The 15,258-nt window shown below is 30.4% G+C and carries 17 protein-coding genes and 2 tRNA genes; 15 read left to right on the plus strand and 4 right to left on the minus strand.

Annotated elements, in window-relative coordinates:
• The first annotated feature begins 41 nt into the window (after positions 1-41).
• The 3 genes from AQ1689_RS07115 to AQ1689_RS07125 all read left to right on the plus strand — a co-directional run bounded on the left by AQ1689_RS07115 (position 42) and on the right by AQ1689_RS07125 (position 1,191).
• The gene (locus AQ1689_RS07115; protein ID WP_101914796.1) at positions 42-611 is read left to right on the plus strand and encodes a hypothetical protein; all 570 of its coding nucleotides are present in this window, start codon (positions 42-44) and stop codon (positions 609-611) included.
• Positions 598-741, plus strand: a complete 144-nt coding sequence (locus tag AQ1689_RS07120; RefSeq protein WP_180947547.1) for a hypothetical protein — start codon at positions 598-600, stop codon at positions 739-741. The genes AQ1689_RS07115 and AQ1689_RS07120 overlap by 14 nt, the downstream gene beginning before the upstream one ends.
• 69 nt (positions 742-810) lie before the next feature.
• Positions 811-1,191 (plus strand): protein-export chaperone SecB, encoded by a 381-nt coding sequence (locus AQ1689_RS07125; RefSeq protein WP_101914798.1) that lies wholly within the window; start codon positions 811-813, stop codon positions 1,189-1,191.
• Between the two features lie 78 nt (positions 1,192-1,269).
• Here AQ1689_RS07125 and AQ1689_RS07130 read toward each other — a convergent pair whose 3' ends face one another.
• The gene (locus tag AQ1689_RS07130; RefSeq protein ID WP_101914799.1) at positions 1,270-2,046 is read right to left on the minus strand and encodes an NYN domain-containing protein; all 777 of its coding nucleotides are present in this window, start codon (positions 2,044-2,046) and stop codon (positions 1,270-1,272) included.
• Between the two features lie 129 nt (positions 2,047-2,175).
• Here AQ1689_RS07130 and AQ1689_RS07135 point away from each other — a divergent pair, with 129 nt between their 5' ends.
• The 3 genes from AQ1689_RS07135 to AQ1689_RS07145 all read left to right on the plus strand — a co-directional run bounded on the left by AQ1689_RS07135 (position 2,176) and on the right by AQ1689_RS07145 (position 4,590).
• Entirely contained in the window at positions 2,176-3,135 is a 960-nt protein-coding gene (locus tag AQ1689_RS07135) for a 1-aminocyclopropane-1-carboxylate deaminase/D-cysteine desulfhydrase (RefSeq protein ID WP_101955628.1), read from the plus strand.
• Positions 3,135-3,935 carry a glucosaminidase domain-containing protein gene (locus AQ1689_RS07140; RefSeq protein WP_101955629.1) on the plus strand — a complete coding sequence of 267 codons (801 nt, stop codon included), beginning with the start codon at positions 3,135-3,137 and terminating at the stop codon, positions 3,933-3,935. Before AQ1689_RS07135 ends, AQ1689_RS07140 begins: the two co-directional genes overlap by 1 nt.
• A 133-nt stretch (positions 3,936-4,068) precedes the next feature.
• The gene (locus AQ1689_RS07145; RefSeq protein ID WP_101914802.1) at positions 4,069-4,590 is read left to right on the plus strand and encodes a gamma carbonic anhydrase family protein; all 522 of its coding nucleotides are present in this window, start codon (positions 4,069-4,071) and stop codon (positions 4,588-4,590) included.
• Positions 4,591-4,716: 126 nt separating this feature from the next.
• Here the strand turns inward: AQ1689_RS07145 and AQ1689_RS07150 are convergent, their stop codons facing one another.
• The gene (locus AQ1689_RS07150) at positions 4,717-5,181 is read right to left on the minus strand and encodes a hypothetical protein (protein WP_180947548.1); all 465 of its coding nucleotides are present in this window, start codon (positions 5,179-5,181) and stop codon (positions 4,717-4,719) included.
• Positions 5,182-5,277: 96 nt separating this feature from the next.
• Between AQ1689_RS07150 and AQ1689_RS07155 the strand changes: the two genes are divergently transcribed.
• Positions 5,278-6,264 (plus strand): endonuclease/exonuclease/phosphatase family protein, encoded by a 987-nt coding sequence (locus AQ1689_RS07155; RefSeq protein WP_101955630.1) that lies wholly within the window; start codon positions 5,278-5,280, stop codon positions 6,262-6,264.
• A 261-nt stretch (positions 6,265-6,525) separates the two neighbouring features.
• Positions 6,526-7,113: a CHAP domain-containing protein gene (locus AQ1689_RS07160; RefSeq protein WP_101955631.1), complete on the plus strand. Its 588-nt coding sequence runs from the start codon at positions 6,526-6,528 to the stop codon at positions 7,111-7,113.
• A 68-nt stretch (positions 7,114-7,181) separates the two neighbouring features.
• Here AQ1689_RS07160 and AQ1689_RS07165 read toward each other — a convergent pair.
• Together AQ1689_RS07165 and AQ1689_RS07170 are read right to left on the minus strand one after the other, a co-directional pair.
• Positions 7,182-7,254, minus strand: a tRNA-Phe gene (locus tag AQ1689_RS07165).
• 60 nt (positions 7,255-7,314) lie between these two features.
• Positions 7,315-7,387: transfer RNA gene (locus tag AQ1689_RS07170), tRNA-Phe, on the minus strand.
• A gap of 120 nt (positions 7,388-7,507) precedes the next feature.
• Between AQ1689_RS07170 and AQ1689_RS07175 the strand changes: the two genes are divergently transcribed.
• The 7 genes from AQ1689_RS07175 (at position 7,508) to AQ1689_RS07205 (ending at position 15,139) form a co-directional block, all read left to right on the plus strand.
• Positions 7,508-8,239, plus strand: coding sequence for a type III pantothenate kinase (locus AQ1689_RS07175; RefSeq protein ID WP_101955632.1), 732 nt, complete (start codon positions 7,508-7,510; stop codon positions 8,237-8,239).
• Positions 8,232-9,500 carry a hypothetical protein gene (locus tag AQ1689_RS07180; protein ID WP_101955633.1) on the plus strand — a complete coding sequence of 423 codons (1,269 nt, stop codon included), beginning with the start codon at positions 8,232-8,234 and terminating at the stop codon, positions 9,498-9,500. The genes AQ1689_RS07175 and AQ1689_RS07180 overlap by 8 nt, the downstream gene beginning before the upstream one ends.
• Before the next feature lie 24 nt (positions 9,501-9,524).
• Entirely contained in the window at positions 9,525-10,835 is a 1,311-nt protein-coding gene (locus AQ1689_RS07185; protein ID WP_101914807.1) for a hypothetical protein, read from the plus strand.
• Between the two features lie 9 nt (positions 10,836-10,844).
• Positions 10,845-11,411, plus strand: coding sequence for an LPS export ABC transporter periplasmic protein LptC (lptC, locus tag AQ1689_RS07190; RefSeq protein WP_101955634.1), 567 nt, complete (start codon positions 10,845-10,847; stop codon positions 11,409-11,411).
• Positions 11,412-11,453: 42 nt separating this feature from the next.
• Positions 11,454-11,651 carry a hypothetical protein gene (locus AQ1689_RS07195; protein ID WP_058885745.1) on the plus strand — a complete coding sequence of 66 codons (198 nt, stop codon included), beginning with the start codon at positions 11,454-11,456 and terminating at the stop codon, positions 11,649-11,651.
• Entirely contained in the window at positions 11,651-12,943 is a 1,293-nt protein-coding gene (locus tag AQ1689_RS07200; RefSeq protein WP_101955635.1) for a hemolysin family protein, read from the plus strand. The genes AQ1689_RS07195 and AQ1689_RS07200 overlap by 1 nt, the downstream gene beginning before the upstream one ends.
• A gap of 78 nt (positions 12,944-13,021) precedes the next feature.
• Positions 13,022-15,139 (plus strand): peptidylprolyl isomerase, encoded by a 2,118-nt coding sequence (locus AQ1689_RS07205; RefSeq protein WP_101955636.1) that lies wholly within the window; start codon positions 13,022-13,024, stop codon positions 15,137-15,139.
• The last annotated feature ends 119 nt before the right edge of the window (positions 15,140-15,258 follow it).

Below are 15,258 nucleotides of genomic sequence, written 5' to 3' on the forward strand. Positions count from 1 at the left end.
AATAGTAGTTTTTGTTTTTTAAGTTTATTTAAAAGTTATTGATGAGAATTAAGGGATATCACGGAACAAGTATTTCTTCAGCTAAAGAAATAATTAAATCGAATTATGATTTATCTATAGGAGATAAAGAATGGTTGGGAAACGGAGTTTATTTTTTTATTGAAGGTATCAGTTCAAAACCTAATGAGCAAGCTAAAAATTGGGCTATTACACAATCTTGGGATAATATAAAACAGGAGCATAAATATAAAGAATATTGTGTTATAAAATCTAATTTTGACGTAAATGAAGATAATTTATTAGACTTAACAAAAGAGGAAGGCGTTGAAATTTTAGCATATTTTCTTGAATGTTTTGAAGAGAAAATTAAAAAACTTAATAAAAATTTTGATTTTATTGATGGCTTATTGATTAATTTAGCTAGAGGAGAAGGTATTTTACCTATTGATGTAGTAAAAGGTAATTTTTACATTAAATTTGCAAAAGAAAGAAAAAAAAGAATTAACTTAAGAACTCCTAATTGTACTATTTGTACAGTTTTTAAACCTAATGAAAATATAGTAGATTCTACTATAATAATAACAGGAGATATAAAAGATGAAACTAAATAAAAAAATAAAAGATAAAATTGATAATTATTTTCAAAACATTACAGCTGAAGAGCTTTGTCGTGTTGTTGTTAATAAATATGGATTTAAAGAAAATATTGATAATCAATCTTTTGATATAGTTAAAAAATAAGCTATACCTCTAGTAATGATAATAGTATGGAGGTAAATAGTATTAATTCAATATCTTTAGCTGCGTAATATGAAAATACAGTTAGAAAATTGGAAAGTCCTTAAATTGAATTTCACTTCTAATGAAGAAGTTAATACAAAAGAAAATTCTTTTGATTTAAAGACAGGTCATTTTTATCCTGAAGATGAACTTGATACTTTTGGCATAGGTTTTGAAATCGAAATAAATGATAAAAGGTTTGATTTAAATATTGAAACTGTTTTTATGTTTAAATTAGATAAAAATATTTCAGAAGAGTTTAAATTATCAAATTTTCCTAAAATAAATGCTCCAGCAATTGCTTTTCCTTATTTGAGAGCATATATATCTAATTTAACATTACAATCTGGTTTTGAACCAATAATGTTACCGTCTATAAATTTTGTAAATTTAGCGGAAGATAAAAAATAATTAAAAATCCTACGTATTGAAATCAGCAATGAGTTTAATATGTAGGATTTTTTTTAGTTTAAAAATATAAAAACTAACCTACCTAATTCGCAACAACGGATGATTTAAGCCACCAACTTCATTTTTGATAACTTCATATTTATCAATATTTTCAAAAAGTCTGGTAAGGTTTTTAAAACCGTAACTTCTAGGATCAAAACTTGGATCAATTTTTCTAATATTTAACCCTAAGGTAGAAATATAGGCGTTTTCTTCTTCGTTTGTAGAAATATCAAAAGCCTTATCAATTGTTTTTAAATCTGCTCTTGATAATCTTACTTTTTCAACAACCTCTTTATTTCTTTGATTCTGATATGGTTTTACAGATTTTGATTTCACTGTTTCGTTTTGGTTATTCGATTGGTTTTGATTTAGTTGCTCGTTTCTTAAGTTTTCGGTAAACGTGAAAACTTCGCACGATTTTACAAAAGCTTCGGGTGTTTTTTTCTCCCCAATTCCCATTACAAAAAGCCCTTCTTCTCTAATTCTTTTTGCAAGCCCAGTATAATCGCTATCACTTGAAACAATGCAAAAACCTTGGGTATTTTTTCCGTGTAAAATATCCATAGCATCAATAATTAAGGAGCCATCGGTAGAATTTTTTCCTGTGGTGTATGAAAATTTTTGAATCGGGCTGATCGAATGTTGATTGATAATTGCCTTCCAGCTATTCATTTGTGGCGTTGTCCAATCACCATAAATTCTTCGGATAGTCGCCTTCCCGTATTTAGAAACTTCTTCAATAATTTCTTTTAATAACTTTGGTTGCGCGTTGTCACCATCTATTAGTACTGCAATATTAAATTTATTTTCCATATATTAAGATCTTTAGCAATTTGAATTATAAAGCAAACAAGTTCGTGTTTTTTAATTGTAAAATCAAGTTTAAAATACAAGCTACTTACTAGATAATTCTAGTATTTTTGCCGAAATAATTTTACGGTTTTGAATACGAAAGATACTTCTTTTTTTAATCAGGTTTTTGTTGCCGAAAACCAACAAATACAGCTTCCTATTTTAAAGGAAAAAAATATTGAATTATATATTAAACGAGAAGATAAAATTCATCCATTTGTATCAGGAAATAAATTTAGAAAATTAAAACACAATATTATTGAAGCCAAAAATCAGCAAAAAAATACTTTGTTAACTTTTGGAGGTGCATTTTCAAATCATATTGTAGCCACTGCTGTAGCAGGTAATTTGACAGGTTTTAAAACCATTGGAATTATCCGAGGCGATGAATTAGCAAAAGATTTTGAAAAAACATTAGCAGGAAATTCAAGTTTAAAAGAAGCCCATCAAAATGGCATGGAATTTAAGTTTGTTTCAAGAGAGGTTTATCGAAATAAAACATCCGAAGCATTTATAGAAAGCTTGAAAGAGGAGTTTGGAAATTTTTACTTAATCCCCGAAGGCGGCACAAATAATTTGGCAATTAAAGGCTGTCAAGAAATACTAAGCGAACAAGACCATAAATTCGATTATATTTGCAGCGCTATAGGAACGGGAGGAACAATTTCAGGATTGATAAATTCAACAGAAAAACATCAAAAAACACTTGGTTTCCCTGCCTTAAAAGGTGATTTTTTACAAAAAGAAATAGAAAATTTAATTGCTGATACCAACAAAAAATGGCAGTTAATAACTGATTATCATTTTGGTGGTTACGCAAAATATAATCAAGAATTAATTCGTTTTATAAACGAGTTTAAAGCCGTAACAAATATCCCGTTAGATCCTATTTATACCGGGAAAATGTTGTTTGGAATTTTAGCAATGATTCAAGAAGATTATTTTGAAAAAAACAGCCGTATTTTAGCAATTCACACCGGAGGTTTACAAGGAATTACTGGGGTTAACAAAAAATTAAAACATAAAAACCAAGAATTAATTATACTTTAATGAGAATACAGTCTGTTTTTTACATCGTACTAAGTGCCACTTTTTTAATAAGTTGTGGTTCAAATAAAAATATCGTTTCTAAGCCTCGAAAAAAAGTGCTTGTTAAACAAAAAGTAATTCTTGAGCAAGAAGAAGAAGTTGCTCCTGAAGTTTATCAGTTAGAACAGGTAAAAACAACAAGTAAAACAACTAAAAATCATACCGAAGCCTATATTCAAAAATTTGCACCTATTGCCGTTACAAAAATGCACGAACATAAAATTCCGGCTAGTATTACCTTGGCGCAAGGTGTTTTAGAATCTGGAAGTGGAAGAAGTGCCTTGGCTATTCGTTCGAATAATCATTTCGGAATTAAATGCCATAAAGGTTGGCAAGGAAAAAGTGTAACCCACGACGATGACGAAATAGGAGAGTGTTTCAGAAAATATAAATATCCGCAAACCTCGTACGAAGATCATTCGCAGTTTTTAATTTCGAGAAGTCGTTATGCAAGTTTATTTAAACTAGGACATACCAATTATAAAGGTTGGGCGTACGGATTAAGAAAAGCAGGCTATGCAACCGATAAACGCTATCCGCAGAAATTAATTTCGATTATCAATAAATACAATTTAACGAAATACGATCGAATTAAGCCTAAAAAACAAACAAGTATTAAAACGCTGCATCACCAAGTACAAAAAGGCGATACCTTGTATTCAATTGCAAGAAAATATCAAATATCGGTAGGTGATTTGAAAAAATTTAACAGCCTTATTAACAACAGCATTAGTATTGGTGAAAAATTAATAGTGAATTAAAAATACTGTTTTTTAGTATTTTAGAGTGCTTTAAAAAGTCGTTATTCGGGATATTTCTCAGAATAACGACTTTTTTTGATTGTTATTTAATCAAAAAGCTGTAAAATTATGTTTTTTAAAATAAGATAAACAGATGAAAATTATAAAAACGATAAACGGAAAAACACCTCAAATCCCTGCGGATTGTTATGTTGCCGAAAATGCTACAATTGTGGGCGATGTGCAAATGGGAAAAGAGTGTAGTGTGTGGTTTAACGCCGTTATTAGAGGCGATGTACATTATATTAAAATGGGCGATAAAGTGAATATTCAAGATGGGGCAATAATTCATGCAACATATCAAAAATCGCCAACTACCATAGGAAATAATGTATCGGTTGGGCATAATGCGATTGTGCATGGCTGTACAATCCACGACAATGTTTTAATCGGTATGGGAAGTATTATTATGGATGATTGTGTTGTCGAATCAAACTCAATTATTGCTGCGGGTGCTGTGGTTACTAAAAATACTCGTGTAGAAAGTGGTAGTATTTATGCGGGTGTTCCTGCTAAAAAAGTAAAAGATATTTCGAAAGAATTAATTTCAGGTGAAATTGATAGAATCGCTAATAATTATGTAGAATATTCTAGTTGGTTTAAAGAGGATGAATAGTTAATTTATAGCTTTTAATCCGTATTTTAAATACTAGATATTTCGCTAAATAATAGCCGTAAAAAATCCTGATTCTATTTTTAGAATCAGGATTTTCTTATATAAAACCATTATTTTCCTTGCTGTTTACTTTCTTCTTTTCTTGTCTCTTTTTTCTTTTTTGCCATTTTTACTATGTTTTTTATGCTTTTTTTGCATCATTCTATCACTCATTTTTTCAAATCGATCGTATTGTTTTTCATTTAAAATACGTTTCATGTTGGCTTTAAAAGCAATTTTAGCATCTAGTATTTTCATTTCTCTATCAAAACGTTCGTTTGCTGATAATTTACCTTTCTTTTTACCAGCTTCTTTTAGTGCTTTTCTCTTTTGATGCATAACTTTACGTTTTGCAATCTTATCAGCTAATAAAGGCTTTATTTGACCTTGCTGCGTAGTGGTTAAATCTAGCTTTAAAGTCATTTTTTTAACTGCAAGTTCTGTTTGTTGTGCTACGGTGAATTGTTCTAAATTATGATGCTTTCCTTTTTGAGCCTGAGTTGTTAAAGTAAATCCAAGGGCTAAAACCAATACGGTTATTATTTTTTTCATCTTCATAAAAATTTAAGTTTTTAATTATATATCTATGACTGCACTTCTTTTAAAAAGTTTAAATTTGACTATAATTTTAACATTCTTTAACGTTTTATGAAAAATATAATATCCCTTTTTTTTAAGCTAATATCGGTATTAATAGTCGCTTTTTTCTTGTTTTTTTACTGGGCATCATCCCCAACAATTAATAAAGAAGAATATGCTAAATTGATCAGATTAGAAAATAATAATGTAAATACGAATCAAAATAACGACTCTATATATAGCATTATTACTTATAATGTTGGGTATTTAAGCGGAATGACCAATAATTTACCCGTAGCAAAATCAAAAAAATTATTTGACGATAATTTTAATAAAGTTAAAACTGAGCTTCAAAAAATAACCCCTGATATTATCGCTTTTCAAGAAATTGATTACAAGGCTTCAAGGTCTTACAAAGTAAATCAAGAAGCCGAATTTATGAAATTAGGCTATAAATATGCCGCAAGAGGCGTTAATTGGGACGAAACCTACGTGCCGTTTCCATATTGGCCGCCAAGCATGCACTTTGGGCAGATTGTTTCAGGGCAATCAATTCTTAGTAAATATGAATTAAAAAATTATGAACGTATCGTTTTAGCACGTGTTCCTGATAGCCCTTTTTATAGAGACGCCCTGTATTTAGACAGGCTTTTACAAGTTGTAAAGGTGTTAATTAACGGCAAAGAAGTGGTTGTTTTAAATGTGCATTTAGAGGCGTTTGACACCAAAACTCGTATGGCACAATTTGAACAGGTTTTAGCTGTTTTTAATTCTTATAAAGACAAATATCCAACCATATTATTAGGCGATTTTAATTCGAAAGCAAGAGATAATACGGCGATTATTCAGCAATTAATTACAATGAAAGGAATTGGAAACGCTGCTTTTACGGCAAATAATCCCGCAAATACTTTCGATACCAAAGATTTATACGAACGCATCGATTATATTTTTTATACCGAAAAAACCATAGAATATATAAGCGGAAAAGTACTAAATAGTTTTGGGCAAGCTTCCGATCATTTACCGATAGAAATGAAATTTAAGTTAAAGTAATTTTTTAAAAATGATTATTAGAAGCAATTTCTCGCTTTCCGCACTCGCTTTTTTTTTGAAAAAAATCAAAAAAAAGAGCTCAAACAATTGCTACAATCGGGGCTAGGCATTTGTGCTATTTAATAATATTTTCAGCTATTAAAAGCCTGTTTTAACTTCATCTAAAAAAAGAAATCACGTCCTTACGGTGTTTTTACTTTTGATGTATTGCTGAACTAAATTTAGTATGATGTTTATCTATTTTTAAAAATAAAATCTAAAATGACAAAAATTAACATCCTAATTATAGCAGTTTTAGCCGCGTTTATTGGTGTTTTTTACACAATGAAAACACCTCGTTCACAACTCGCTCCTGTATTTGGCGATAAAATAGATAGTTTAAACGGCGTTGTGGTCTATTACAACGGACAGGTAGGAACTGTAAAAGGGCGAAATCGAGCTAAAGACGGCTATAATATTGGATTAAAATATCAATGTGTAGAATTTGTAAAACGGTATTACTATGAATATTTCAAACATAAAATGCCTAATAGTTACGGGCACGCAAAAAGTTTTTTTAATACGAACTTAAAAGACGGAACATTAAATAAAGACCGAAATTTAATACAATATACCAATGCGAGTAAATCGAAACCTAAAGCGAACGATTTACTAGTTTACGGAGGAACTATTTTTAATCGGTATGGGCATGTTTCAATTGTATCAAAAGTAACGAAAGGTAAAATTGAAATCATACAGCAAAACCCAGGTGTTTTAGGTAAATCAAGAGTGGAATTTGGCTTGAAAAAAGAAAATAATAAATGGAAAATTGAAAATAATCAAATTTTAGGCTGGCTAAGAATGCGTTAGTTATTTTCAGATATATAAACGCTTTAAAACAAAAAAACCTGAACAAATAAATGTTCAGGTTTTAGCGGTGGTGCCTCCAGGAATCGAACCAGGGACACAAGGATTTTCAGTCCTTTGCTCTACCAACTGAGCTAAGGCACCGTTGTGCTTATATAAAAGTAACAAATAAGTTTAGCAATTTTGCAATTGAAAAAATTATTGTGGTGCCTCCAGGAATCGAACCAGGGACACAAGGATTTTCAGTCCTTTGCTCTACCAACTGAGCTAAGGCACCAGTTTGCTACTTTCGTTTAGCGGGTGCAAATATACAACTCTTTTTTACTTATCCAAACTTTTTGATGATATTTTTATTAAAAAAATCTAATGTAACTTTGAAATCTAAAAAAATATAAGCATGAATTTGAGTATCGATATCGGGAATACAAGGGGTAAAATAGCTGTTTTTCAGGATGATATAATTGTAGAAGTTGTTGTTTTTAATGCTTCCGAAATTATAAAAGTTATCGAAAAAATAATTTCAAAATATTTTGTTTCAGCAAGTATTATAGCTTCAGTAGCTAGTATTTCAGAAAAAACATCCGAAGAAATAAAAAAAATATTAAATCCTATTTATCTAACAAATCAAACAAAAGTGCCTTTTAAAAATCTTTATGGAACGCCAAAAACTTTAGGGGTAGATAGAATTGCGCTCGCAGCTGCCGCCGTGAAAATTTATCCGAAGAAAAATATTTTAGTAATTGATGCCGGAACTTGTATTACGTTTGATTTTATCAATCATAAAAAAGAATATTTAGGAGGTGCAATTTCGCCAGGTATTGCCATGCGCTACAAAGCCCTGCATCATTTTACGTCAAAATTACCGTTATTAGAAGCAAAAGAAGTTGATAATTTTATTGGAGTTAATACAAATACGTCTATACATTCAGGAATTGTAAATGGTGTTTGCAATGAAATAAATGGCGTTATTGAGCAATATCAAAAAAAGTTTAGCGATTTAACAGTTGTTTTAACAGGAGGCGACACCTTTTTCTTGGCTAAACAATTAAAAAGTGGCATATTTGCCCATCCAAATTTTGTTTTGGAAGGATTACATACCGTTTTGACATATAATTTAACAAATGATTAAGAAACTTATATTAGTATTACTTGTATTAAGTGCAATAACAACGTTTGCACAGAGAAATAGTGCTTCGCCTTATTCTTATTTTGGAATTGGTGAAACTTTTGAAGCAGCGACTGTAGAGAACGCTTCTATGGGAGGGATTGGAGTTGCTTTAAATGATACGCATCATTTAAACTTTGTAAATCCGGCAGCAAACGCATCTTTAAGAGTTGCTACTTATGGTATTGGTGCTAGTTCAAATTTTTTAACATTAGAAAAAGAAAATACGTCTAATTCTGGGAGTTCAACAAGTTTAAGATATGTTTCTTTAGGGTTTCCTTTAGGTAAAAAAGCAGGGTTGTCGGTCGGTTTACAGCCATTTACATCTGTAGGGTATTCTTTGTTAGATACTCAAATTAAAGATGAAATAACCTCTTTTAAAGGTGAGGGAGGAACAAATAAAATATATGCAAGTTTTGGTACCTATATCGTTAAAGGGCTTTCAGTAGGGCTAGAAGCGGGGTATATTTTTGGAAACCTAGAAAACAATGTAATACATCAAAAAAACGGAATTCATTTAGCTACAAAATATCAAGATAAAGTAGATGTAAGAGGTGGTCTTTTGAAATTTGGAGCACAATATAAAACTCTTTTGAATGATAAAATAAATTTATATACAGGAGCTTCTTTTAGTTTTAAAAATGATTTATCGACTAAAGGAAACAAAAAAATGTCTTCAATTATTTTAAATCTTTCAGGGCAAGAAACAGAAAAAAAGCAGTTTTTTACTAGGGCTGTTAATGGAGATATAACAATACCAATGAAAAGTGTTTTTGGTTTTGGTTTCGGAAAAGAAAATAAATGGTACCTAGGGGTTAATCAAGAATTCAAAAGTGCTTTAAATACCAATAGTAACTTAGCTGTCAATGGTAACGGATATAAATATGATGACTCAAATAGGTTGTCGATAGGAGGGTATTATATTCCTAAAATAAATTCGATTTCAAATTATTGGAAAAGAGTTACCTATAGGGCTGGTATGCGTTTTGAAGATACCGGATTGTTAATACAAACGGGTACTGATTTTACAGAAATAAAAGACTTTGGCATAAATGTTGGGTTAGGATTGCCATTGCCAAGACAATTATCGAATGTAAACATCGGCTTAGAGTATGGGCAAAAAGGAACGGTTAGTAATAACTTAATAAAAGAAAAATATTTTAATGTTCGATTAAGTTTATCTTTGAATAGTACTAAGTGGTTTCATAAAAGAAAAATAGATTAACAAAACAACAAAACAATCAATAGGATGAAGAAAATTACGTATTTGCTAACAGGATTATTTTTGTTTGTGGCAGTAAACGGTGTCAAGGCGCAAGCAAGTCAAGAGTGTAACATGAAGTACAATCTTTTTAAAGGAGACACAAAAACAGGTAAGTATGATGCTGCCAAAATAAACTTAGAGTATTTATTAGCTAACTGCCCAAAATTATCAGTTAACATTTATAAATATGGGTCTAAAATTGCACAAAAAACAAAAGACCCTGTTTTAGCAAAAAGAATTTATGAAGCTAGATTTGTTAATTTTCCTGTAAAAGGTGCTGCAAAAGCACATAGTAACTACGCAACGTATTTGCTGAAAAATAAATTAGCAACCGATCAAGAGGTTTTTGTATACTTAAAAAAGGCATACGATATTTCACCTAAAGATATGAGTGTTAAAAATATTTTCAGATATTTTCAATCAACAGCAGATGCTAATAAAGATAGCAATCCTCAAAAAGTTTTTGATACTTATGATGATGTAATGGAGTCTGTTAATGAAAAATTAGAAGACTATAATAAGAAAGTAGCTAAACTGCAATTAAAAGATTCTTTAGGTACTATTGGTGCTAGAGAAAAAAGAAATTTAAAAGCGTATACAATTAACTCTACTTCTTTAGGACAAGTAGAAGGAGGTTTAGATGCGATGATTTCTAAAATAGCAACTTGTGAGCGATTAATTCCTATTTATACTAGAGATTTTGAAGGAAAGAAAACTGACGGAGTTTGGTTAAAAAGAGCGGTTTCAAGAATGTATAATAAAGGATGTCAAACAGACCCTTTATTTGAAAAGTTAGCAAATGCCTATGCTGAAACAACACAGTCGTCAGATGCATACAATTTCTTAGCGGGAGTTTTAGCTAAAAATGGTGATAAAAGTGGTGCTACTCAAATGAAAAAGAAAGCTTTTGATTTAGAAACAGATCCGTTTAAAAAGGCGAAGTATAAATTAAGAGAAGCACAAAGTGCAGGAGGAAGCAGAGCAAGAGCTTTAGCATATGAAGCGTTAAAATATAACCCAAATATGGGGAAAGCATATTTATTTATCGCAAGTTTATATCAAAGAAGTGCCAATTCTTGTGGTGCTGATGAATTTGAAAAAAGAATGGTATATGTAGCTGCTTTAAACAAAGCTTTAAAAGCAAGTAAAGTAGATCCGGGATGTGGTGCTGGTAGATATATTGCTAGTTATAGAAAAAATATGCCATCAAAAAAATTAGTATTCCAAAAAGGGGTTGCTTCAGGAGCAACGCATAAAATTGGATGTTGGATTGGTGAAACTGTTCGTATTCCATAATAAATTTTGATGAAACAAAATATCACAAATACATACAAAAGCATTGTTGCCATTTTTATGGTAACAATGCTTTTTTCATGCGTAAATTCTAAAAAAGAAGTACGAGATTTTTTAGCGGATAAAAATATGCCCGTAGGAATGGCTAAAAATATCTACCATGTTAAAAAAGATTCAGGGAAAATAACCTCGAAAACAAAAGCGCCTATTTTTCATGACTTTTCTAACCGTAAAGACCACCCTTATACGGAGTTTCCAAAAGGAATTAAAATTGTTTCTATTGATAAAACCCAACGTGATTCAACAAGTATTACAGGGGATTATGCCATAACATATACCAAAACTGCAATTTCTGAAATTAAAGGAAATGTGGTTATTTTAAATTATAAAGAAAATACAAAATTAGAAACCAATCAGTTATTTTGGGATCAAAAAGAACATTATTTTTTTACCGAAGATGGTTTTAGATTAACAACATTGCAAGACACGATTAATGGTTTTGGTTTTGAATCAAAAGAAAACTTAACCAAATGGATTGCCAAAGATATAACAGGGAATTTACAAGCCAACCAAAAATAAAGCAGAAAAATAACATACAAGTATAAATAGAAAGATAATAATATGAACACTTTTTGGAAATATTTACAATACGGGTACTTAGTTATTGGCGCACTTTTTTTTATTGAAGGGATTTTAAAATTTAATTCAGATAAAGAAGAAGCATTTATTATGTTTGGTTTTGGTATCTTTATTACTTTAATTTTCTTTTTTAAACGTCATTTTAGAAGAAAACTAGCGAAGAGAAATCAACAACAATAATGGAATTTGAAATCATTGTAATTTTTGCCTCAATACTATTTTCAGCCTTTTTTTCAGGCATGGAAATCGCCTTTATTTCGGCGAATAAATTACATATTGAATTAGAGAAAAATAGGGTAGGTTTTTTGCCTAAAATTTTAGCGATATTAACCGAAAAATCTTCAAAATTTATCACCACAATGTTGGTTGGTAATAATGTAGCGTTGGTTATTTATAGTTATTTTATGGGGCGTTTGCTAATGCACTGGTTTCAATTAGCATTACCAAGTACTATTACCTTTGTAAATTATTTGTTAGACGATTTAAGTTTGTTAACCCAAACAGTAATATCGACCATTGTTATTTTAGTAACAGCAGAATTTTTACCCAAAACAATGTTTCGGATTTATGCCAATGAAATGCTCAAATTTTTTGTGGTTCCTGCCTATTTTTTTTACTTGTTATTTTATGGAATTACATGGGTTATTACCAAAATTTCAGATTTTTTCCTCTTTCTTATCTTCCAAATAAAAGAAAACGAAACTAAAACAGAGTTTAGCAAAGAAGAGCTAGGAAATTATATTGTAGAACAATTAGATAGAGGAAATGATGCCGATGCTATTGATTCGGAAATTCAAATTTTTCAAAATGCTTTAGAGTTTCACAAGGTAAAAGCTCGTGAAATAATGGTGCCTCGTACCGAAATAATGGCTATTGAGATGCACGAATCAGTAGAAAACCTAAAAAATATATTTATAACAACAGGTTTGTCTAAAATATTGGTATATAAAAACTCGTTAGACGATATTTTAGGCTATGTAAATGCCTTTGAGTTATTTAAAAATCCTACATCTATTAAATCAATATTATTGCCTGTTGAATTTGTGCCAGAATCAATGATAATTAACGATGTTTTAAATAGTTTAATGAAAAAGCGCAAAAGCATTGCGGTGGTTGTTGATGAATATGGCGGTACTTCAGGTATTATTACTGTAGAAGACGTGGTAGAAGAATTGTTTGGTGAAATTGAGGATGAGCATGATAATCAAGAATTATTAGAAGAAAAAATAAACGCTACTGAATTTAATTTTTCGGCACGTTTAGAGGTTGATTATTTAAATGAAGAATACGATTTAAACATTCCTAAAGAAGAAGCTTACGAAACTTTAGGTGGTTTTATTATAAATTACACCGAAACAATACCCGAGCAAGGCACTATTTTACAGCTAGATAAACTCTACATAAAAATACTAAAAGTAAGCGCTACAAAAATTGATGATTTGTATTTAAAAATTACCGATAAAGAAGCTTAAAAAAAACAGCTTCAAAAAACATTGTTTTATTTAAAGTGAAATTGTATTTTCGCTCACTGTTAATAAAATAAATAACGTATGGCAATCTTATCGAAAATTAGAGAACGTTCAATGTTCTTAATTCTTGTAATTGGTTTAGCACTTTTTGCTTTTGTATTAGACCCTTCTACAATATCAGACTTTTTTAATGCAAGTAAAGTAAATGAAATTGGCGAAGTAAATGGAGAAGTCATCTCTCGTCAAGAATTTGCAGAAGCTTTAGAGGCATATAAAACACAAACAGGTAACCGTGTTTCTGAAATGCAAGCAGCTAAAACTGTTTGGGGAAATATTGTTAGACAAAAAATTTATAAAACTCAGTTAGAAGAAGCAGGAATTACTGTGGGCGATGCTGATATTATGAATAGTTTATATGAAACAGAATTCATACAAAACGATCCAAGGTTTCAAACTTCAAATATTTTAGATAAAAATAAACTAAAAAGTTATTTAGCTACAATTAAAGAAGAAAATGGTGCTGATTGGAGAAATTGGCAAAATTATATGTCTTCTTTAAAAAACAACCTTGAAAAAACAGCGTACGACAATCTTGTTGCTGCAGGTTTAGGTGCATCGTTAAAAGAAGGTGAAGCGCAATATTTAACTGCAAATACAAAAATTTCAGGTAAATATGTATATGTTCCTTATACTTCAATTAAAGATGATCAGGTAAAAATAGCTGCAAGCGATATTAAAAATTACATTAGCAAGCATTCAGCAGAATTTCAAGTGGCTGCTTCAAGAGACATCAACTTTGTAAAGTTTGATATTAAAGCAACAACTCAAGACGAAACTTTAATTAAAGCACAAGTTGCTAGCTTAATTGAAGATTCAGAAACTAAAGGAAGTGTTGCTGTAAAAGGATTAAAAAATACGACTGATTATGCAGTATTTTTATCAGAAAATAATTCTGACACAACACTTGATAACAATTACAAATTCAAATCTCAAGTACCACAAGCAGTAGCAAAAGCTATTTTTAATGGTAAACAAGGTGATGTTTTTGGTCCTTATAAAGATGCAAATTATTTTAAATTATCAAAAATAACAACGGTAACTCAATTACCAGACTCTGCTAAGGCAAGTCATATTTTAATTCCTTTTGTTGGAGCTGCAAGCGCAGATGCTACGGTTACCCAAACAGAAGAACAAGCAAAACAAACTGCTGATAGTTTATTGGCAATTGTAAAAGGGAGTAGTGCTAAATTTGCTGCTTTAGCAAAAGAGTTTTCTTCGGATAAAGGTTCTGCTGAAAAAGGTGGTTTTTATGACTGGTTTGGTTATAACAGAATGGTGCCTTCTTTTAGGGATTTCGTTTTTGAAGGAAAAAAAGATGCTGTAGGGGTTGTAAAATCTCAATTTGGATTCCATGTAATTAAAATTGATGGTCAAAAGAATTTTCAGCCAGTGGTTAAATTAGCAACATTTTCTCGTAAAATTGAAGCTTCTGAAGCAACTGAAGATGCTGTTTTTAAAAATGCCGAAACATTTGCTTTAGCATTATCAAACGGTAAAAGTTTTGACGAAGTAGTAAAAGCACAAAAATTAACTTCTCAGCCAGCAATTGGTTTAAAACCTTTAGATGAAACAGTAGCAGGTATTGGAAAAGAAAGAGAAATTATTACCTGGTCTTTTAACAAAGAAACTAAAAAAGGCGCTTCTAAACGTTTTGATATTGAAGGTGGTTATGTCGTGGCAACTTTAACTGGTAAAACAGCAAAAGGTTTAATGTCGGCTGAAAAAGCAACAGCACAAGTACGCCCTATTTTAACAAACTTTAAAAAAGCGAAATTAATTGAAGCTAAAATTACTGGAACTACTTTAGCTGAAATAGCAAAATCAGTTTCTGTAACAGTTAAAAATGCTACGGATGTAAATTTACAATCGCCAACAATTTCAGGAGTAGGATATGAGCCAAAAATAATAGGTGCAATGCTTAACGCTAAGCAAAACAAGGTAATTAAAAATGTAGTAGGTGACAAAGGTGTGTTTGCTTTTCAGGTAACAGCTAAAAAATTACCAACAGCATTACCAAATTACGATTCTTTTAGAAAGCGTTTAGTAAACGAACGAAAAAATAAAACATTCCAAATGTATGAAGCGATTAAAAAAGTATCAAACATTGAAGACAATATGACTTCTTTTTACGGAATCTAAAAACTAAATAAAATATATTAAAAAGCCAAACGACTTCGTTTGGCTTTTTTTTTGCATTTTTTTTAAATTTAAAAGGATTGACTATTGCTTGATTATAATTAAAATAGTAGTTTCGCGTC

It is taken from the genome of Tenacibaculum finnmarkense, assembly GCF_900239185.1.
GTDB classification, from domain to species: Bacteria; Bacteroidota; Bacteroidia; order Flavobacteriales; family Flavobacteriaceae; genus Polaribacter; species Polaribacter finnmarkensis.